Origin of the sequence: Aestuariibius insulae (assembly GCF_040783535.2) — a bacterium.
GTDB classification, from domain to species: Bacteria; Pseudomonadota; Alphaproteobacteria; order Rhodobacterales; family Rhodobacteraceae; genus Aestuariibius; species Aestuariibius insulae.
The window spans coordinates 834,473-851,422 of sequence record NZ_JBFONW020000001.1 but is presented as its reverse complement, the minus strand read 5'-3'; the positions used below and the strand labels follow the sequence as shown (position 1 = coordinate 851,422).

The window sequence follows — 16,950 nt, the reverse complement described above, 5'->3', positions numbered from 1 at the left end:
GGATATGCAGATATACCTGCCCATTGCCGAAGTGTCGGTAAACGCGTTCCTTCTTGTCGGTCTGGGCGGACTGGTCGGCATCCTCTCTGGCATGTTCGGGGTGGGCGGCGGATTTCTGATGACCCCGCTGCTGTTCTTCATCGGCATCCCGCCCGCCGTCGCTGTGGCAACCGAAGCCAATCAGATCGTCGCCTCCTCCTTTTCGGGTGTGCTCGCCCATCTCAGGCGCCGGACTGTCGATTTCCGAATGGGCACCGTCCTTCTAGTGGGCGGTCTGATCGGAGCCGCGCTCGGGGTTGTGATTTTCAACTGGCTCAAATCGCTGGGGCAGGTCGATCTGCTGGTGCGGCTCAGCTATGTCGTCTTTCTGGGGATCGTCGGCGGTCTGATGTTCCTGGAGAGCCTGCGGGCACTTCTGCGCGCAAAGCGGTCCGGCGCGCCGCAGCGCAGGCGGCATAACTGGGTGCATAACCTGCCCTTCAAGATGAAATTCCGGGTCTCGGGGCTTTATATCTCGGTCATTCCGCCGGTTCTGGTGGGCATCCTCGTGGGGATCCTGGCTGCGATCATGGGGGTCGGCGGCGGGTTCATCATGGTCCCTGCGATGATCTATCTGCTGGGCATGCCGACCAAGGTCGTGATCGGAACATCGCTCTTTCAGATCATCTTTGTCACCGCCTTCACGACGCTTCTCCATGCCACGACGAATTTCACGGTCGATATCGCGCTGGCGCTGTTGCTGCTTTTAGGCGGGGTGATCGGCGCGCAAATCGGCACGCGGTTGGGCACGCGGCTCAAGGCCGAGCAATTGCGAATCCTTCTGGCGGCGATGGTTCTTCTGGTCTGCGGCAAGCTGGCCGCCGATCTGCTGATCCAACCCTCCGAGCTTTATTCGCTGGGCGCGGGCGAATGATCCGGGCGCTGATCCTTTTGCTGATGCTACCGCTCGGCGCCATGGCCGAAGAGGTGGTTCTGGGCCTCAGCCGCGATCAGGTGGCGATCACCGCGACCTTCGAAGGCGATGATATCCTTGTCTTCGGGGCTGTCCGCCGCGAGGCGCCGGTGCCCGAAGGCCCGCCGCTCGAGGTAATCGTCACGGTGGCGGGGCCGGACCGTCCGGTGATTGTGCGCAAGAAGGACCGGCGGCTTGGGATCTGGGTGAATACAGAGGCGATCGAGGTCGATTCGGCGCCTTCTTTCTATGCGGTGACGACGACGGGACCACTGAACGAGATCCTGATGCGGACCGAGGATCTGCGGCACCGCATTTCGATCCCGCGCGCGATCCGGTCGGTGGGCGCGCCCGCGGAGATTGCCGATCCGGCGGCGTTTACGCGGGCGCTGATCCGCATCCGGCGGGGAGAGCAGCTTTACCAATCGCTTGAAGGGGCGGTCGATCTGGAGCGCGACACGCTTTTTCGGACCGAAGTGGATCTGCCCGCGAACCTGACAGAAGGCGATTACGAGATCCGGATCTTCCTGACCCGAGGCGGGCGGGTGGTGGACAACTACACGACGACGATCCCGGTTCAGAAGGTCGGGTTGGAGCGGTGGCTCTACACGCTCGCCCACGAGCGACCGCTGATCTACGGGCTTATGTCGCTGGCGCTGGCGATCGGGGCGGGATGGGCCGCCTCTGCCACGTTCCGGGCATTCCGGGCTTAGCCCGTCTCCTCGGCGGTCAGGGTCAGAGGCACGACCGGCGCGGCCAGATCATCGGTGCGCAGCGGGCCGGTCGGTTTGGCCAGGCGATTGCGGATCACCCAACGCAGCTGCGTTTCGGCGCGGGTGATCGCGACATAGGCGAGGCGTTTCCACAAGGGTTGACCTGCTTCGACGCGGCCCATCCGGGCGGCGATCTGAAGGTCGGGGCCGAAGACCTGCACCGTGTCCCATTGAGAGCCCTGCGCCTTGTGGATCGTCACCGCAGCGCCATGCAGGAAGGTGGCGCCCATGCGGGCGGCGAAGGGGATGAAGGGCTCTTCGTCGTCCTGCTGTTCGATCTTGACGATGGAGGCGGCGGAGACCTGGGGATCCTCGGCGCCGATCACGTGGAGTTTCGAAAAGCCGGGTTTGCGGCCCGGGCCGAGATAGATGACCTGCGCGCCTTTGATCAGGCCGCGCGCCTCCAGATCGAGGCGTTTCTTGCGGTGCTTCATCGGCAGCTCGATCCCGTCGCAGATCAGCGGCTCGCCCTCTAGCAGCTCGTCCTCGGGCGCGGAAAAGGCGGCGCGGAAGGCGTGGATCAGGCGGATGCGAGTGGCGTTGCGCCAGACCAGAACCGGCGAGCGGGCCATCAGGTCGCTTTCCACGCGCTCGGCCCAGACGACGCGCTCGTCGGTGCGGGCGGCATCGCGGATCATCTCTTCGAAGTCGTGGAATTGAAGAGCGGGATCGCCCAGCGCGTGGGCCAGATCGAGGATCGGGTTGTCCGCATCCTGCCGGTGGACGCGGGAGAGCTCCTTGCGGCGGGGCGCGGGGAGCGTGTCGAAGACCATGCCGCCTTTGGTTTCCCCGCGCGGCTGAACGGGGGGAAGCTGGGCAGGATCGCCGAAAAGGACGAGCGTCGGGAAAATCTCGGTCAGGTCCTCGAACTGCTTGGGGTCGAGCATCGAGCTTTCGTCGACGAACCCGATATCGAGCGGCTCCTCCCGGCGTTTCCAGCCGGTGATAAAGTCGCTGCCTCTCAGACCCGCCGCCGCGAGCGCCGCGGGGACGGATTTATGGGACTGATAGGAGGCGAAGGCGCGGTCGAGCGCGATATCGGTGAGGCCTTCGATCTCGGGGCGGTCGCCATTGCCCGCGAGCCAGTCGGCGACCTTTTCGTATTCGGGATCGTAGACGGGCGTATAGAGGATGCGATGAATGGTGGTCGCAGGCACACCGCGGGTCCGCAAAACCGAGGCAGCCTTGTTGGTGGGGGCGAGGATCGCGAGAGTGCGGCGATCCTTGCGGCGGCGGCCTTCGTAATCGCCCGAGACGACATCAACACCCGCTTCTTCGAGGGCGTGATAAAGGCGGGCCAGCAGCAGCGTCTTGCCAGATCCCGCCTTGCCGATGATCGCCATGACCGAGGATGTGTCGTCGCCGCGCGGCGGGGTCAGAAGATCGTTATGCAGATCGATCCCCGCCTCCCCGAGAGCGGTGGCGACGGCGTCATAGGCTTCGGCCTGATCGTCGGAAAGGGCGAGCTGCTCGGTCATGGGGCGACCTTATGGCGGGCGCCCCCGGGGGACCAGCGGTTAGGCGGTCATGGGCATGAGCGCCCGCTCTCCAAAAGCCTCGCCGAACCAGTGTTCGGAGAGGGCGCTGCTGACGCCCGCGCGGGCGAGCACCATTGCGCGATCGGCTTCGGTATAGGTCCAAAGACCGACGCTGATCGCGTCGCGGCCTGCGCCGGAGGTGCCGAGTACCTCGGGAGAGGAGCCGATCATGCGGTAGATTCGGATCATGCGGGCATCGAAGACGCCGAGGAAGTGATCGAGATGGAAGCCGCGCATCAGCTCTCCTCCGCCGAGCATGAGAAGGCCCGCGACGCGCGGCTCGGCCTGGGGGGCGAGGCAGAAGCGGGTGCATTCCCAGATGAAGGGGCTTTTGAGCGTGGAGATATCGGCGATATCCGCGAAATGCTCCTCTGTCATGGTGCGGCCCGTGGTCGGCAGGAAGCGGGCGGAGCCGCCATGGCTGCCATCGGCGCGTTCCCAGATCACGTAGAGCGGGTCGAGATCGTCGTACTGGTCGCGCTCGAAGCCGTCTTCGTCGACGGTGACATCCCAGCCGAGCCTGTCGCGGAATTGCGTTGCGCGGTCGCGAAACATGCTGTCGCGCAGTTTGGGGTGATCGTGGAGGTCGTCGCCGAAAAGATACCGTAGCATTGTAAAAACCCTGTTCCGTCCTGATGAAAGGACGCTAGGGCGCGGTCTCTTAACGGGGTCTGAGGCCACCGTGCGGTGGCCAAGCGGGGCCGGTTTCTTCTTTGAAAACAGACATATCGCGCGGATCGGCGTTGCGCGGCGCAACAGGCCGCGTTCTAGCGGCGCCGCCTCGCCTTAAGAAGCGCGGCGATCCGCATGCTTGCCGGGCCAGCCGCCGCTGGATTCCGGGCCGGTGACGCCGACGACGATCAGGCCCTGCGCCATGGCGCGGGCGACGGCGTGGGTGGTGTTGAGCGCGCCCAGCTTGAAGCGGGCGCTTTCGATATAGGCGCGCAGCGTATGTTCGGAGATTGAGAGCGTGTTGGCGACCTGCGCGCGGCTATAGCCCATCGCCAGGAAGGTCATCGCGTCGATTTCGCGGGGCGAGAGGTTCTTGGCCGCCTCGGGAACGCGGCGCTTTTCGAACTCGAGGCCTTTTTGGTTGAAGACATGGGCGATCAGGATCAGGTCGCGGCGATTGCGGTCGGTGAAGGCATCCCATTCGGCGTCCTGGCAGCTATGCGACAGGGTAAAGAGCGCGAACTGGCCGTTAGGGCCGCGGATCGGGATGGAGTAGCCCTGATTGCCGACGCCGTGAGCGAGCGCTTCTTTTTGGAAACCACGCGCGGCCTTCGAGCTCCAGTCGAGGCGTTTCCAGTCGACGGGGTGGAAGCGCTGGAAGCATCCGATGACGACGGGATCGATGCGCAGGTAATCGCGATCCACGTAGATCTGCGCCCATTCGCGGGAATAGGTGCCGCAGCCATACTGTTCTCCGTCGGAGGAGACCCAGTGATAGACGATGTGGTCGACCTTGTAGATGTCACGAAGAGTGGTGATGTGACGTTGAAGATCCTCAAGCGACGTCGCTTGCTCGAGCTCCTCCAAGAAATGTTCCAGTTGTCGCGCCATTCACATTTGCCCTGAGGGGATGGCCCCCTCGCATTGCAGACATCTCGGCGGCGGCGATCAGGCTGGTATCATCCAGCTGCTCTGCCAAGATGGGCAGATTATTCTGTTGGGCAAACGCCTTCAGATCCGCGAGTACGTCAAGTATCCAGTCCTGTCCCAACTCGATACTCTCCCCTAAATGGTTAACAAACAGTTAATACTACCTTAGCAGGAGGGGAGAGCCGGCGGATATTCGCCGTTTGCACTCCCCCATATCTGGGGAAGGTGTAGCGGCTCAAGTTTTTGAAATCGTTAACATGAAAAACCGCCCCGGATGGGGGCGGTTCGGAGCCTACGGATCACTACGGATCAGCGGGCGGCTTCGACCGTATCCTCGAGCGTTCTGAGACCGGTGCGGGAGGCCTGGACCAGAACGGCCATGTTCCCCGGTTTATGCTCGTTGCGCATCATCTTCATATGCGCGGCCGGGATGTCGTCCCAGGCGAAGACCTCGGACATGCAGGGATCGAGCCGCCGTTCGATCATGAGCTGGTTGGCGGCGCTCGCCTGTTTGAGATGGGCGAAGTGGCTGCCCTGGATGCGCTTTTGATGCATCCAGACATAGCGGGCATCCATTGTCAGGTTATAACCTGTCGTGCCTGCGCAGATGACGACCATCCCGCCTTTCTTCACAACGAAGGTCGAAACCGGGAAGGTCGCTTCGCCCGGATGTTCGAAGACCATGTCGACATTGTTGCCTTTGCCGGTGATGTCCCAGATCGCTTTGCCGAATTTGCGAACTTCGCCAAACCACGTCTTGTAGTCGTCGGTATTGACCGTGGGCAGCTGGCCCCAGCAGTTGAAATCCTTGCGGTTGATGACGCCCTTGGCCCCGAGCGACATGACGAAGTCGCGCTTGTCCTCGCCGGAGATGACGCCGATCGCATTGGCACCAGCCGTGTTGATGAGTTGGATCGCATAGGAGCCGAGCCCGCCGGAGGCGCCCCAGACAAGGACGTTCTGACCCGGCTTGAGCTCGTGCGGGTGATGCCCGAAGAGCATGCGGTAGGCAGTGGCGAGGGTCAGCGTGTAGCAAGCCGATTCTTCCCAGGTCAGGTGCCGGGGGCGGTGCATGAGCTGCTGGGCCTGCACGTTGGTGAACTGCGCGAAGGAGCCGTCGGGGGTCTCGTACCCCCAGATCCGCTGGGAGGTGGAAAACATCGGATCGCCGCCATTGCACTCTTCGTCGTCGCCGTCGTCCTGATTGCAGTGGATAACGACCTCGTCGCCGACTTTCCAGCGGGTGACCTTGTCGCCGACCGCCCAGACGATGCCGGAGGCGTCAGAGCCTGCAATGTGGTAATCCGCGCCATGGCCGTCAAAGGGGCTGATCGGAACGCCGAGGCCTGCCCAGACACCATTATAGTTCACGCCGGCAGCCATCACGAGGACAAGGACTTCATGGCTGTCGAGTTTCGGGACGTCGACGACTTCGACCTCGAAGGCGGTGTCAGGCTCGCCGTGGCGTTCGCGCCGGATGGTCCAGGCATACATCTGTTTAGGGACGTAGCCCATCGGTGGCATCTCTCCGATCTCGTAGAGATCTTTTTCAGGCGCATCGTAATCGGGCGGGGCGGGAGCGGTATCGAGGGCCATGGAATCTCCTTCACCAAAAGTGGCTTTGCTGCAGTGCAGTATATGCCGACCTATCATCGCCTCGCAACAATACAATTCGAGATTAGCGCTTTTTGGTAATTTTATTACCCACATAACCTGACGTCAGCCCGCAAGCGCGTGACACGACAGAAGCAAACATATCTTTATTTTGCCATCTTGAGTGCTTTTCCTAGGCGAAAATGCAACCTAAAGATGAGTACTTAGTCGAGATCATTTCTCTCGGTTGTTTATTGCTGACCTTACCCACTCAGAGGACCTATCGATGACATCTGCTCTTCTTTCTCGCCGCTCTGCCTTGCTCTCGATGGCGTCCGCGGCTTCGGTTTCTGTCATAGCCCCTGGTTTTGCGTTTGCAGCATCGCCCATGGAGGCCGCGCACAAGATCAATGTCGCCGGGCGTCAGCGCATGCTGAGCCAGCGCATGAGCCGCGCGGTGATCTATACGCATCTGGGGATCGAGCCGGAGCATCACCTGACCCTTTTGCAAAGCTCGTACCGCGACTTCGACAAGGCTTTGATCGGTCTGCGGGAGGGCGATGCGGATCTGGGCGTTCCGGCCGAAGAGTCGCTTGCGGTGCGTGAATGTCTGACGGCCGTCGATCTGACCTGGATCGATTTCGGGACCCGGATGACACAGATCATGATGAATGGGTCGGCGACCGCCGAGGATGTGAGGTTTGTCGCGCGCAGCAATGAAAAGCTGCTGATGCTGTCGGATAAGGTCGTCAAAGAGATCGTCTCGGTCTACAGCAACAGGGACGTGGAACCCGGGCGCGCCGTGTCGATCGACGTGGCCGGTCGCCAGCGCATGCTGAGCCAGAAGATCGCTAAAGAAGCCGGACTGTCGGTGTTCGAAGATGGCAGCAAGGATGCCTGCGCGCGGCTGACCGATGCGATCAATCTGTTCGATATGTCCCTTTCCGCCCTGATCAACGGTCTGCCGACCGTGACGCTGCCCGCGCCGCCTGCCCCGGTCCTGAGCAAGCTGAAGGAAGTCGAGACGATCTGGAGAGACTATCGTCCTATCGCCGAACGCATCGCTGAAATGGAGAGAGCATCGCAGGACGATCTGCTGACGATCGCGCTGAAATCCGATCCTCTTCTAGTGACGATGCATGACGCCGTTCAGCTTTACGAGGCAGCGCCGTAGGGGGCACGGCGCGGAGGAAACCGTCAATTGCTCTTCCCCCCCCGTTGCAATTGACGGTTTCCTTTCATGTCGTATAAGCGGCCTTGAACGAAATATCGTTGCGAGGCGAATATGGCTGACCGTCCCTGGCTTTTCCGGACCTATGCGGGTCATTCGACCGCGACGGCGTCCAATGCGCTTTATCGCGGCAATCTTGCGAAGGGGCAGACCGGGCTGAGCGTTGCCTTCGATCTGCCGACGCAGACGGGATATGACAGCGATCACGAGCTGGCGCGCGGGGAGGTCGGAAAGGTCGGCGTTCCGGTCTGCCATCTAGGGGATATGCGCACCCTTTTCGATCAGATCCCTCTTGATCAGATGAACACCTCGATGACGATCAACGCGACGGCGCCCTGGCTGCTGGGGCTTTATATCGCGGTGGCCGAAGAACAGGGCGCGGATATCGCGGCCCTTCAGGGCACGGTGCAGAACGACATCATCAAGGAATATCTGAGCCGGGGGACCTATATTTTCCCGCCCGAGCCATCGCTGCGGATGATCACGGATGTGGCGGCCTATACGCGCCAGCATCTGCCGAAATGGAACCCGATGAATGTCTGCTCGTACCATTTGCAGGAGGCGGGTGCGACGCCGGAGCAGGAGCTGGCCTTTGCGCTGGCGACGGCGCAGGCGGTGCTGGACGATCTGAAGGGCAAGGTCGCGCCGGAGGACTTCCCTGAGATGGTCGGACGGATCTCGTTCTTCGTGAACGCGGGGATCCGGTTCGTCACCGAGATGTGCAAGATGCGGGCCTTTGTCGATCTGTGGGACGAGATCTGCCAGGTCCGCTATGGCGTGGAGGAGCCAAAATATAGGCGGTTCCGGTACGGCGTTCAGGTCAACTCGCTGGGTCTGACCGAGCAGCAGCCGGAAAACAACGTCTACCGGATCCTGATCGAGATGCTGGCAGTGACGCTTTCGAAAAAGGCGCGCGCGCGGGCGGTGCAGCTGCCCGCCTGGAACGAGGCGTTGGGTCTGCCGCGCCCTTGGGATCAGCAATGGTCGCTGCGGATGCAGCAGGTGATGGCCTATGAGACGGATCTGCTTGAATACGAGGATCTCTTTGACGGCAATCCGGCGGTGGAGCGGAAAGTCGACGAGCTCAAGGCCGGGGCGCGCGCGGAGCTGGAGCAGATCGATGCAATGGGCGGCGCGGTTGGGGCGATTGAGTATATGAAGGGCCGTCTGGTGGAGGCCAATGCCGACCGGATCGGCGGTATCGAGCGCGGGGAGACGACGGTCGTTGGCGTCAACCGATGGCAAGGTGGAGAGCAAAGCCCGCTGACCTCTGGCGATGATGCGATCATGGTTGCCGACCCTGATGCGGAAGCCGATCAGCTGGCGCGGCTGGCCGCCTGGCGTGAGAGCCGCGACGGCAACGAGGTCCAGAAGGCTTTGGTCGCTTTGCGGGAGGCGGCCAAGCGGGGGCTCAACATCATGGGCCCGTCGATTGCGGCGGCCAAGGTGGGCTGCACAACCGGCGAATGGGCGGGTGTGATCCGAGAGGTCTTTGGCCAGTATCGCGCGCCAACCGGGGTTAGCCATGCTCCGTCAAACCGGACAGAAGGGCTCGAGGAGTTGCGGCAGGCTGTGGATGCCGCCAGCGACAGGCTGGGCCGACGGCTGACATTTCTCGTGGGCAAGCCAGGTCTTGATGGCCATTCCAACGGCGCCGAGCAGATTGCGAGCCGGGCGCGTGATTGCGGGATGACTATTGTCTATGAAGGTATTCGTCTGACACCGGCTGAATTGGTTTCTGCCGCGAAACGCGATGATCCCCATGTCATTGGGCTTTCTATTTTGTCTGGCTCTCACATTTCTTTGGTAAAGGAGATGATGGCACAGCTGGAGGGAGAAGGGCTGGGACATATTCCGGTCGTGGTTGGCGGAATAATCCCGGACGACGATGCGGAGCGGCTGCTCGGCTTTGGCGTGGAAAAAATTTACACGCCAAAGAACTTCGAGTTGAATACTATTATGTCCGATCTCGTATCCCTTGCAAATCCGGCAAGGAACGCTGCCTAAGACGAAATACGATTATTGAAAAATGCGCTCGACATTTGCGTTCGGTTCGATTTTCTGGCTTTAGAGAGAAATCACTTTCTGGAGGCTGACAAAAAATGGCAATCGATCTTTCGAAAATGAAGCGCGGCGAACTTGAGAAACTGCGCAAGGATATCGACAAGGAACTAAAGAACGCGGAGGCGCGCGATCTAAAGGACGCTCGCGAAAAGGCGGCCAAGGTCGCGGCAGAACATGGGTTCACGCTTGACGAATTGGCTGGCGGAGGGCGCAAGTCCGGCAAGGGCGGATCGAAACCGAAGGCCCCTGCGAAGTACCGCAACCCCGAAGATCCGTCGCAGACCTGGTCGGGTCGCGGACGTCGTCCGGCTTGGATTGCAGAAGCTCAGAAGAAGGGCAAATCGCTCGACGATTTCCTGATCTGATCGGATAGAATGCACAGGCATCGGCGCCAAAAGGCGCGCCGGTGCCGACAGCGCGGATGAAGGCGGAGGTCGCGATGACGGTCCATATCGGAGCTGAACCCGGCGATATTGCCGACATCGTTCTGATGCCGGGAGATCCGCTTCGCGCGAAATGGGCGGCGGAGACGTTTCTCGAAGACGCGGTCTGTTATAATAAAGTGCGCGGGATGCTGGGATTTACGGGGACCTGGAACGGTCACCGCATTTCCATCCAGGGCTCGGGCATGGGAATGCCGAGCCTGTCAATCTACGCGAACGAGCTGATCCGGGATTTCGACGTTAAGACACTGATCCGCATCGGATCGGCGGGCGCGATGCAAAAGGATGTCGCAATCCGGGATGTCGTCCTGGCGATGACGGCGACGACTGTTTCTTCCCCGTCGCGCGGTATTCTCAAGGAGCTTAATTTCGCCCCTTGTGCGAACTGGGAGCTTTTACACGCGGCCTGGAACGTTGCTCAGACTCGCTCTGTGAAGACGCATGTGGGCGGTATCTATTCCTCCGATGTGTTTTACGACGAACGGCCCGATCTGAATGAGCAGATGACGCGACATGGAATTCTGGCTGTCGAAATGGAAGCGGCGGAGCTTTATACGCTTGCTGCCCGATATGGCCGCCGTGCATTGGCTGTTCTGACGATAAGCGATCATTTGCTGACGGGAGACGTTCTTCCGGCGGAAGAACGTGAAAGATCTTTCGGAGATATGGTCGAGATCGCGTTGGAGGCGGCAACGGCTTAATCTGCCTTTCGGAACTAAGGCGTTCCAGCTGTCGTTAGATTTCCGGTTAATAAAAGGATGCCGCCATGGTGTTTGTTACACGTCTTGCTATGATTTTCGCGTTTGTCTCGCTCTTGTCCGCGTGCGGCAGCGCTGGCGGAGGTGGCGGAGGGTTTGAAAGCGGCGATCCGTCAGGCGCGGAAAGCGATTCGGAAGGCGATCTTGGCGGTGGCAACAGCGATAGTGGCGATGGCGTCGCTCTCTAAGACTCTCTGATATGCCTACTTTTCCGTTAAACCGTTTTCTACTAAGGGAACTTTTGACAGGCCGCGCGGTTGTCGCGCTGCAGTCTTACTAGAAGGAGCGACATAATGTCCAAGACCCTCAAACTTCTCGGCCTCACCGCCGCTGTTGCAGTCATTGCCGGCTGTGCACGCAACGAGCCCGAGCCCGTCGTGTTCACCGAGCCGGCACCGATCTTCACCAAGGACGGCCAGATCATTCAACAGCGCCCTGTCGTTGTCGCTCCGGCATCCAACGATGTGAACGGCCCGCGCGCTGGCGCGACATCCGACATCGAAGGCGATCCTAACGATGACGACGCAGCCGGTCTTGGCGGCGGCCTGTAAGTCGACCTAACTCTGAGAAAAGAGGCGGCGCTTGGATCAAGCGCCGCCTTTTCTGTGTCTAGCGACCGTGGCTTCGATCATAGGGGGCAGGATTAAGTTGCTGCCATTGCGACAAAGCTGCGGGCTGCGGATGGAATAGATCAATCTGGAGCGGGTGGCAGATCGCCTCGTCGCTCGAATGGGTACTTGCGCAATTCCCGCCGGGACAGGCGGAGAGACCGACGACAAGGTCTATCTCAGCCAAGAATTCGATATGATCCCCCTGCCGCGCGGGGCTGGCCTTCATGAAGTACTGGCCGGTATCGCGGGTAAAGCCGGTACACATGAAGACATTCAGCACGTCATGAATGTGAAGCTCGGCGTCTTGGAGCGCAATTTGCCGGTGATCAGCAAGAGCGCTGGTGAGGTTGGAATGGCAGCAGTGGTGGTACTGCGCACCGTTTGAGAGCAGCGCATGGGTGTAGGGATCGCAGCGCGTGCCGATGACGTCGTGAACGCCGCCGCCGAACTCGTCGATACCATACCAGCCAAGCGTGTCATGGGTGATCGTCGCCATCGGGCGAAGATGGGGAAGGGTCGACCAAAGCCTGTCTCCGGTCGTGAGGTGGGTGCCGTGTAGGGCGCGGGTCTTGCCGGAAAAGAAGCGCTCGCCAAGATCGGCGGCGTTCCAGAGGTTGAGGTCTCCGACCTGGGAGCCGTCCGGACAGGAGATGCGGAAGAGCGTTCCTGCGGGCACATCGATACAGCGGCCTGTCCGCGGCGGAACGGTCATGCCGCCTTGTGGCGCGGCGCCCTCGCGCAGGGTGGCCAGATGCTTTGGATCAGGGGTAGGAAGGCTGTCGTTTGGATAGCAGATGACCGGAGGGACAGCCCTCCGGTCATTTGCGTCATCAGGTTCAGGTCGGGCTTTCACTGCGTGTCTGGTCCCCTTGCGGTGCGGATTGCCCCTTGATGAACCATCCGCCCGGTTTCTTGTCGCGCGGGGGGCCGTACCAGTCCTCGTTGCGGGTTGCGATCATAGTGCCTGCAAGTGCAGCGAAGGCAAGGGTCGCCCCGGCGAGAAGCGCGTAATCCGTACTGCGCAGGATGAGATAGAGCACCGCGTAAAGCAGTGTCAGAAGCGCCCCCAGGACCGCCGCGCGTTTGCCCAACTTGAGCGCGGTGGCGCCGAAGAGCGTGAGAAGCCCGATCGTGGCCGCACTGGAGAGCAGATAGGCGGGACCAAAGCCGATCTGCTCGGCATAGGCCACCATCAGCAGCACGAAGAGCGATTGCGCCAGACCGATCAGGATATACTGGACCGGATGCGCGGGCTTGCCGCTGCGCCCTTCGATCAGAAGGACCGTCAGGAAGGTCAGCGAGATGATGAGGATGCCGTAGCGGGCGGCGCGGTAGGTCTTTTGGTAGAAATCGTTGGGTTCGTAATACTGGACGCCGAAGCTGATATTGCGGGCCTCCTGTTCGAAGTTGTTGCGTGAGATCTGGGGCAGGTTGCGGGCCAGATGCGGGATCACCCAGCTTGCGGTGAAGCCGTCTTCAGTAATCTCGCGGCTGTCGGGAAGGAAGGCACCGGTAAAGCTGGGATGGGGCCAATCGCTTTGAAGCGTGACGGTTGTCGTGCGGGCGACGGGCGTGAAGTGCAGGCTGCCCGCCCCGTTGACGCCGAGCGAGAGGGAGAAAGCGTCGATCCGGCGTGGATCGCCGATGGCGGAGGCAACGCCTGGCTGATCGCTACCGGACGAGACGCGGGGGTCGAGTGGATATTCGGTGTCGTCGCCGCGCAGAACGGCCTCCCCGCGCAGGGCGCGGTTGTTGCTGACACCCAGGACGACCTGTGCTTCGGACCAAAGGATCGTGTCTTCGGAGCCGACCGCCTTCTCCAGCGCGCTGAGATCGAAGTCGAAGTCCAGATCGAGGACTGAGTTGTAGACCGGAACTTCGAAGATGCCGCGGCTTCGGATGCTTGTTTCGGATGTGCCATCGAGGGTGAGCTTGTCAGGGAAGACGTAGAGAGGCGCCTTCCGGTCTGTGACGGTGATCTCAACCGTCTCCAGCGCGCCTGCGGATTCGCGCACCCGTCCGGTGGTCGTGGCGCCGGCTGTCTCGACCTCTTCGACCGGGACCCTGCGGGTCACGGGACCCTCGACCGGGATGATCAGATGGGGCCCGACAATCTCTTGTGCGCCGCCCCATTCGGCACCGATGGACCGGGCGGTCTGACGTGAATAATCCGCCCGCTCGTCGATGATCGCGCCGACAAAGAACAGCGGGATGAACATGAGCAGGGCGAGAAGCCCGACGATGAGAAACCGGATACCGGATGACCTGAGCATTTTTGCCTCCTGATTGTGTTACCAGGAGGCATAAGGATCCGATCCGGCAGGACAAGCCGGGCAGATGTGCAGGATTTGCGCAGACTGCTTAAACGGAGCGTTCGACCATCATCTGTTTGATATTCGCAATGGCTTCGGCCGGGTTCAGACCCTTGGGGCAGGTCTTGGCGCAATTCATGATCGTGTGGCAACGATAGAGCTTGAAGGGATCCTCAAGCTCGTCGAGCCGCTCGGGCGTCGCCTCGTCGCGGCTGTCGATGATCCAGCGATAAGCATGGAGCAGCGCCGCAGGGCCGAGGTAGCGGTCGCCGTTCCACCAGTAGCTTGGGCAAGCGGTGGAGCAGGAGGCGCACATGACGCATTCATACAGCCCGTCGAGCTTTTTGCGGTCCTCGATGGACTGCTTCCACTCTTTCTCGGGGCGGTTCGTCTTGGTCTCGAGCCACGGCATGATCGAAGCGTGCTGTGCGTAAAAATGCGTGAGGTCCGGGATCAGGTCTTTGACGACTGGCATATGCGGGAGAGGGTAGATCTTGATGTCGCCCTTCACCTCGTCCATGCCGTAGATGCAGGCCAGCGTGTTGATCCCGCCAATATTCATCGCACAGGAGCCGCAGATCCCCTCGCGGCAGGAGCGGCGGAAGGTCAGGGTCGGATCGATCTCGTTCTTGATCTTAATCAGCGCGTCCAGAACCATCGGGCCGCAGGTGTCCATATCCACAAAGTAGGTATCGACCTGCGGGTTTTTCCCGTCATCGGGATTCCAGCGATAGACGTGGAACGTGCGCAGGTTCGTCGCGCCCTCTGGCTTGGGCCAGGTTTTCCCCGTTCGGATGCGGGAGTTCTTGGGGAGGGTGAGTTGGACCATCGGAAGACCTCTTCTTTCGCATCTACCTAACTGAAAGCGGGCGGAGAACCAACCGAAACTGCAGGGTGAATTGCCGCATGGCGCTATCGAAATTGACCGAGGAAGTCCTCTTTCGCCGCGCGGGGAAGCGTCATGGAAAGGGGGATGGGTCCCTTGATGCGTTCGGCGAGATTTGCGGGGATGTCTTCGCGGGCAATTGTCGGCAGGCCGGTCTCTGAGCCTATCTCTCGAGCGCGATTGTCGATGCTTACCACAAGAACGCGGCGGTTGTGTTTCAGGCCGCGAATGCAGCCATGAAGACGGGTTCCGGTCACATCGGTGTCGGTTTTGGCAAGATGCGCATCGTAGGCTTGCAGGGAGGGTGGGAGGATCTCGATATCCGAGGTCCGCGTCAGTTCCTGCAAATAAGGGAGATCGCGCGGTTGCTGAGGCCAAAAGGCAAGATTCTCGTAGCTGTTGCGCAGGATCTCGATCATCGCGGCGTCGTTAGAGTTGGCTTTGTGTTTAGTCAGGGTGAAGCAGACGGATGGTGCCGGTTCGGACGGCACCGGTGGAGATTTGTCGATATATCGCCAGAGCGTCGGGCAGGTTGTGTTGATCGCCTTACGGCCCGCCGTGCGGATAATCTGACCGCCGAGGCTGTCCCGAACAGCGTGGCCGTGGGACGATGACAGAAGGGTCGAGAGAAGCTTTGCCTGCGTGCGGTCGACCTTGTCAAAATCTCGATTTGCACCGACGCCGAACAGGACAACCTTGTTCTTCAGGACGGGGATATCGTCTTTTGTCACCGTCCAGACGAACCGGCGCTTGGTCTGGTCCCGGGCAGACAAGGCGTTGGTGCCAAGAAGGAAGACTACATCCGCCTGCCCTGCAAGATCGCGGCCCCATGGACCAAGCCCATCATGGCCGGAGGAAGTGGAAATATAGGCATCGGGAAAGAGTGGAAGGAGGTGAGACCTGCACTCCTCAACGATGATTTCGTCGCCTAGATTATCGGAGGCTATGGACGTATCGATCAAGTGAACATGCTTCATGCCCGATTTTCTGACACGGACGTGGCGCGATGGACAGCCCCGGATGCGGCGGATATGGCATTGCGACCCTGTTCGACGGATCCAAAGCATGTTCGCGCTTGCCTCCCGCAGTTTCGATGAGCCCAGCCAGACTTTCGTGCGGCTCCATGCCGAGCGGCTCGCGCCGGGGGAGACGGTTTTCCTGAGCCGCAAAGATGTGCCTCGCGGTCTGCTGGACGGCCCGGTGATGGTAACGGGGCATATGCCGCCTGTTGCGAGAGCATCTGATGAGAAGCCGATCGTGCTGGGCAATGCGCTTTCACGGTGGATTCGAGGGAAACCCGAAGATCAGATCGCGCGGTTCCTCAGCTATCATGGCGTGAGGACGCTGCTCGCGGAGTTCGGGCCGCAAGGTGTAGCGATGCGGCGTCCTGCCCGAAAGGCGGGCGTCGATCTATTTGTGCATTTTCACGGCTTCGATGCCTCCCGCCTATTGCGAGAGGAGAAGTGGCTGGCCAGCTATCCCAAGCTTTTTGCCGCGGCCAAGGGGGTCTTCGCGCCGTCTCAATTCATCGCAGGCAACCTGATCGGGGCGGGCTGTCCGGCGGAGAAGATCACCGTGACACCGTGCGGGATCGAACCCTCCGATTTTCCCCTCTCTGAGCGGATCGCGGGGCGATGTCTGGCGGTGGGCCGGTTCGTTGACAAGAAGGCACCGCAGATCACCTTGCGGGCCTTTGCGGCGGCGGCGAAAAACAGGCCGGATGCGCATCTGGACTTTGTAGGCGACGGGCCGTTGCTGGATGAGTGCAAGGCAATTGCGGCAGACACAGGCATCGGACGCCAGATCACGTTTCACGGCAGCCTGGACCATGTGGCCGTTCGGGAATTGATGGCGGAGGCCTCCCTTTTTCTGCAGCATTCGGTCACCGGGCGGGATGGAGATACCGAGGGACTGCCCGTGGCCATTCTGGAGGCGATGGGTTCGGGTCTATGCGTGATCTCGACCCGGCATAGCGGCATCCCGGAGGCGATCGAGGACGGACGACACGGGTTGCTTTGCGACGAGCATGATGAGGTTGCGATGGCCCGGAACCTCAAGACCGCGCTTGCGGATCGGGATCTCGCCTCAGGGCTAGGTGATGCTGCAAGGGTGCGGGTTCAGGAGAGCTTTACCGTTGATCGGTCAATCCGGCTGCTGCGTCAGGCGATGGGTCTGGGCGACGCCTGA

General features: G+C 60.9%; 16 protein-coding genes. 8 read left to right on the top strand and 8 right to left on the bottom strand.

The window, feature by feature from the left end:
• The first annotated feature begins 4 nt into the window (after positions 1-4).
• Both AAD018_RS04080 and AAD018_RS04075 read left to right on the top strand, forming a co-directional pair.
• Positions 5-913 (top strand): sulfite exporter TauE/SafE family protein, encoded by a 909-nt coding sequence (locus tag AAD018_RS04080; protein ID WP_367313397.1) that lies wholly within the window; start codon positions 5-7, stop codon positions 911-913.
• Positions 910-1,665 (top strand): TIGR02186 family protein, encoded by a 756-nt coding sequence (locus tag AAD018_RS04075; protein ID WP_367313399.1) that lies wholly within the window; start codon positions 910-912, stop codon positions 1,663-1,665. The genes AAD018_RS04080 and AAD018_RS04075 overlap by 4 nt, the downstream gene beginning before the upstream one ends.
• On the opposite strand, the gene AAD018_RS04070 is transcribed toward AAD018_RS04075, so the two are convergent.
• From AAD018_RS04070 to ccrA, 4 genes are all read right to left on the bottom strand, one after another.
• Positions 1,662-3,203: an ATP-dependent DNA helicase gene (locus tag AAD018_RS04070; RefSeq protein WP_367313400.1), complete on the bottom strand. Its 1,542-nt coding sequence runs from the start codon at positions 3,201-3,203 to the stop codon at positions 1,662-1,664. The genes AAD018_RS04075 and AAD018_RS04070 overlap by 4 nt on opposite strands.
• Before the next feature lie 39 nt (positions 3,204-3,242).
• Positions 3,243-3,875, bottom strand: a complete 633-nt coding sequence (locus tag AAD018_RS04065) for an acyl-homoserine-lactone synthase (RefSeq protein WP_367313401.1) — start codon at positions 3,873-3,875, stop codon at positions 3,243-3,245.
• A gap of 174 nt (positions 3,876-4,049) precedes the next feature.
• Positions 4,050-4,826 carry a helix-turn-helix transcriptional regulator gene (locus AAD018_RS04060; RefSeq protein ID WP_367313402.1) on the bottom strand — a complete coding sequence of 259 codons (777 nt, stop codon included), beginning with the start codon at positions 4,824-4,826 and terminating at the stop codon, positions 4,050-4,052.
• 348 nt (positions 4,827-5,174) lie between these two features.
• Positions 5,175-6,461, bottom strand: coding sequence for a crotonyl-CoA carboxylase/reductase (gene ccrA / locus AAD018_RS04055; RefSeq protein WP_367313403.1), 1,287 nt, complete (start codon positions 6,459-6,461; stop codon positions 5,175-5,177).
• A 283-nt stretch (positions 6,462-6,744) separates the two neighbouring features.
• On the opposite strand from ccrA, the gene AAD018_RS04050 reads away from it, so the two are divergent.
• The 5 genes from AAD018_RS04050 (at position 6,745) to AAD018_RS04030 (ending at position 11,505) form a co-directional block, all read left to right on the top strand.
• Positions 6,745-7,632, top strand: a complete 888-nt coding sequence (locus AAD018_RS04050; protein WP_367313404.1) for a type IV pili methyl-accepting chemotaxis transducer N-terminal domain-containing protein — start codon at positions 6,745-6,747, stop codon at positions 7,630-7,632.
• A gap of 111 nt (positions 7,633-7,743) precedes the next feature.
• The gene (locus AAD018_RS04045; protein WP_367313405.1) at positions 7,744-9,696 is read left to right on the top strand and encodes a methylmalonyl-CoA mutase family protein; all 1,953 of its coding nucleotides are present in this window, start codon (positions 7,744-7,746) and stop codon (positions 9,694-9,696) included.
• A gap of 95 nt (positions 9,697-9,791) precedes the next feature.
• Positions 9,792-10,118, top strand: a complete 327-nt coding sequence (locus AAD018_RS04040) for an H-NS histone family protein (RefSeq protein WP_367313406.1) — start codon at positions 9,792-9,794, stop codon at positions 10,116-10,118.
• A 74-nt stretch (positions 10,119-10,192) separates the two neighbouring features.
• Complete coding sequence (deoD, locus tag AAD018_RS04035; protein WP_367313407.1) at positions 10,193-10,897, top strand: purine-nucleoside phosphorylase; 705 nt, start codon at positions 10,193-10,195, stop codon at positions 10,895-10,897.
• Between the two features lie 350 nt (positions 10,898-11,247).
• Positions 11,248-11,505, top strand: a complete 258-nt coding sequence (locus tag AAD018_RS04030; protein WP_367313408.1) for a hypothetical protein — start codon at positions 11,248-11,250, stop codon at positions 11,503-11,505.
• Positions 11,506-11,563: 58 nt separating this feature from the next.
• Here the strand turns inward: AAD018_RS04030 and AAD018_RS04025 are convergent, their stop codons facing one another.
• The 4 genes from AAD018_RS04025 to AAD018_RS04010 all read right to left on the bottom strand — a co-directional run bounded on the left by AAD018_RS04025 (position 11,564) and on the right by AAD018_RS04010 (position 15,740).
• Complete coding sequence (locus AAD018_RS04025) at positions 11,564-12,277, bottom strand: urea carboxylase-associated family protein (RefSeq protein WP_367313409.1); 714 nt, start codon at positions 12,275-12,277, stop codon at positions 11,564-11,566.
• Positions 12,278-12,401: 124 nt separating this feature from the next.
• Positions 12,402-13,838 (bottom strand): cell envelope integrity protein CreD, encoded by a 1,437-nt coding sequence (creD, locus tag AAD018_RS04020; RefSeq protein WP_367313410.1) that lies wholly within the window; start codon positions 13,836-13,838, stop codon positions 12,402-12,404.
• Between the two features lie 88 nt (positions 13,839-13,926).
• Entirely contained in the window at positions 13,927-14,706 is a 780-nt protein-coding gene (locus AAD018_RS04015; protein ID WP_367313411.1) for a succinate dehydrogenase iron-sulfur subunit, read from the bottom strand.
• An 83-nt stretch (positions 14,707-14,789) separates the two neighbouring features.
• Positions 14,790-15,740: a polysaccharide pyruvyl transferase family protein gene (locus tag AAD018_RS04010; protein WP_367313412.1), complete on the bottom strand. Its 951-nt coding sequence runs from the start codon at positions 15,738-15,740 to the stop codon at positions 14,790-14,792.
• An 88-nt stretch (positions 15,741-15,828) separates the two neighbouring features.
• Here AAD018_RS04010 and AAD018_RS04005 point away from each other — a divergent pair, with 88 nt between their 5' ends.
• Positions 15,829-16,950 carry a glycosyltransferase gene (locus AAD018_RS04005; RefSeq protein WP_367313413.1) on the top strand — a complete coding sequence of 374 codons (1,122 nt, stop codon included), beginning with the start codon at positions 15,829-15,831 and terminating at the stop codon, positions 16,948-16,950.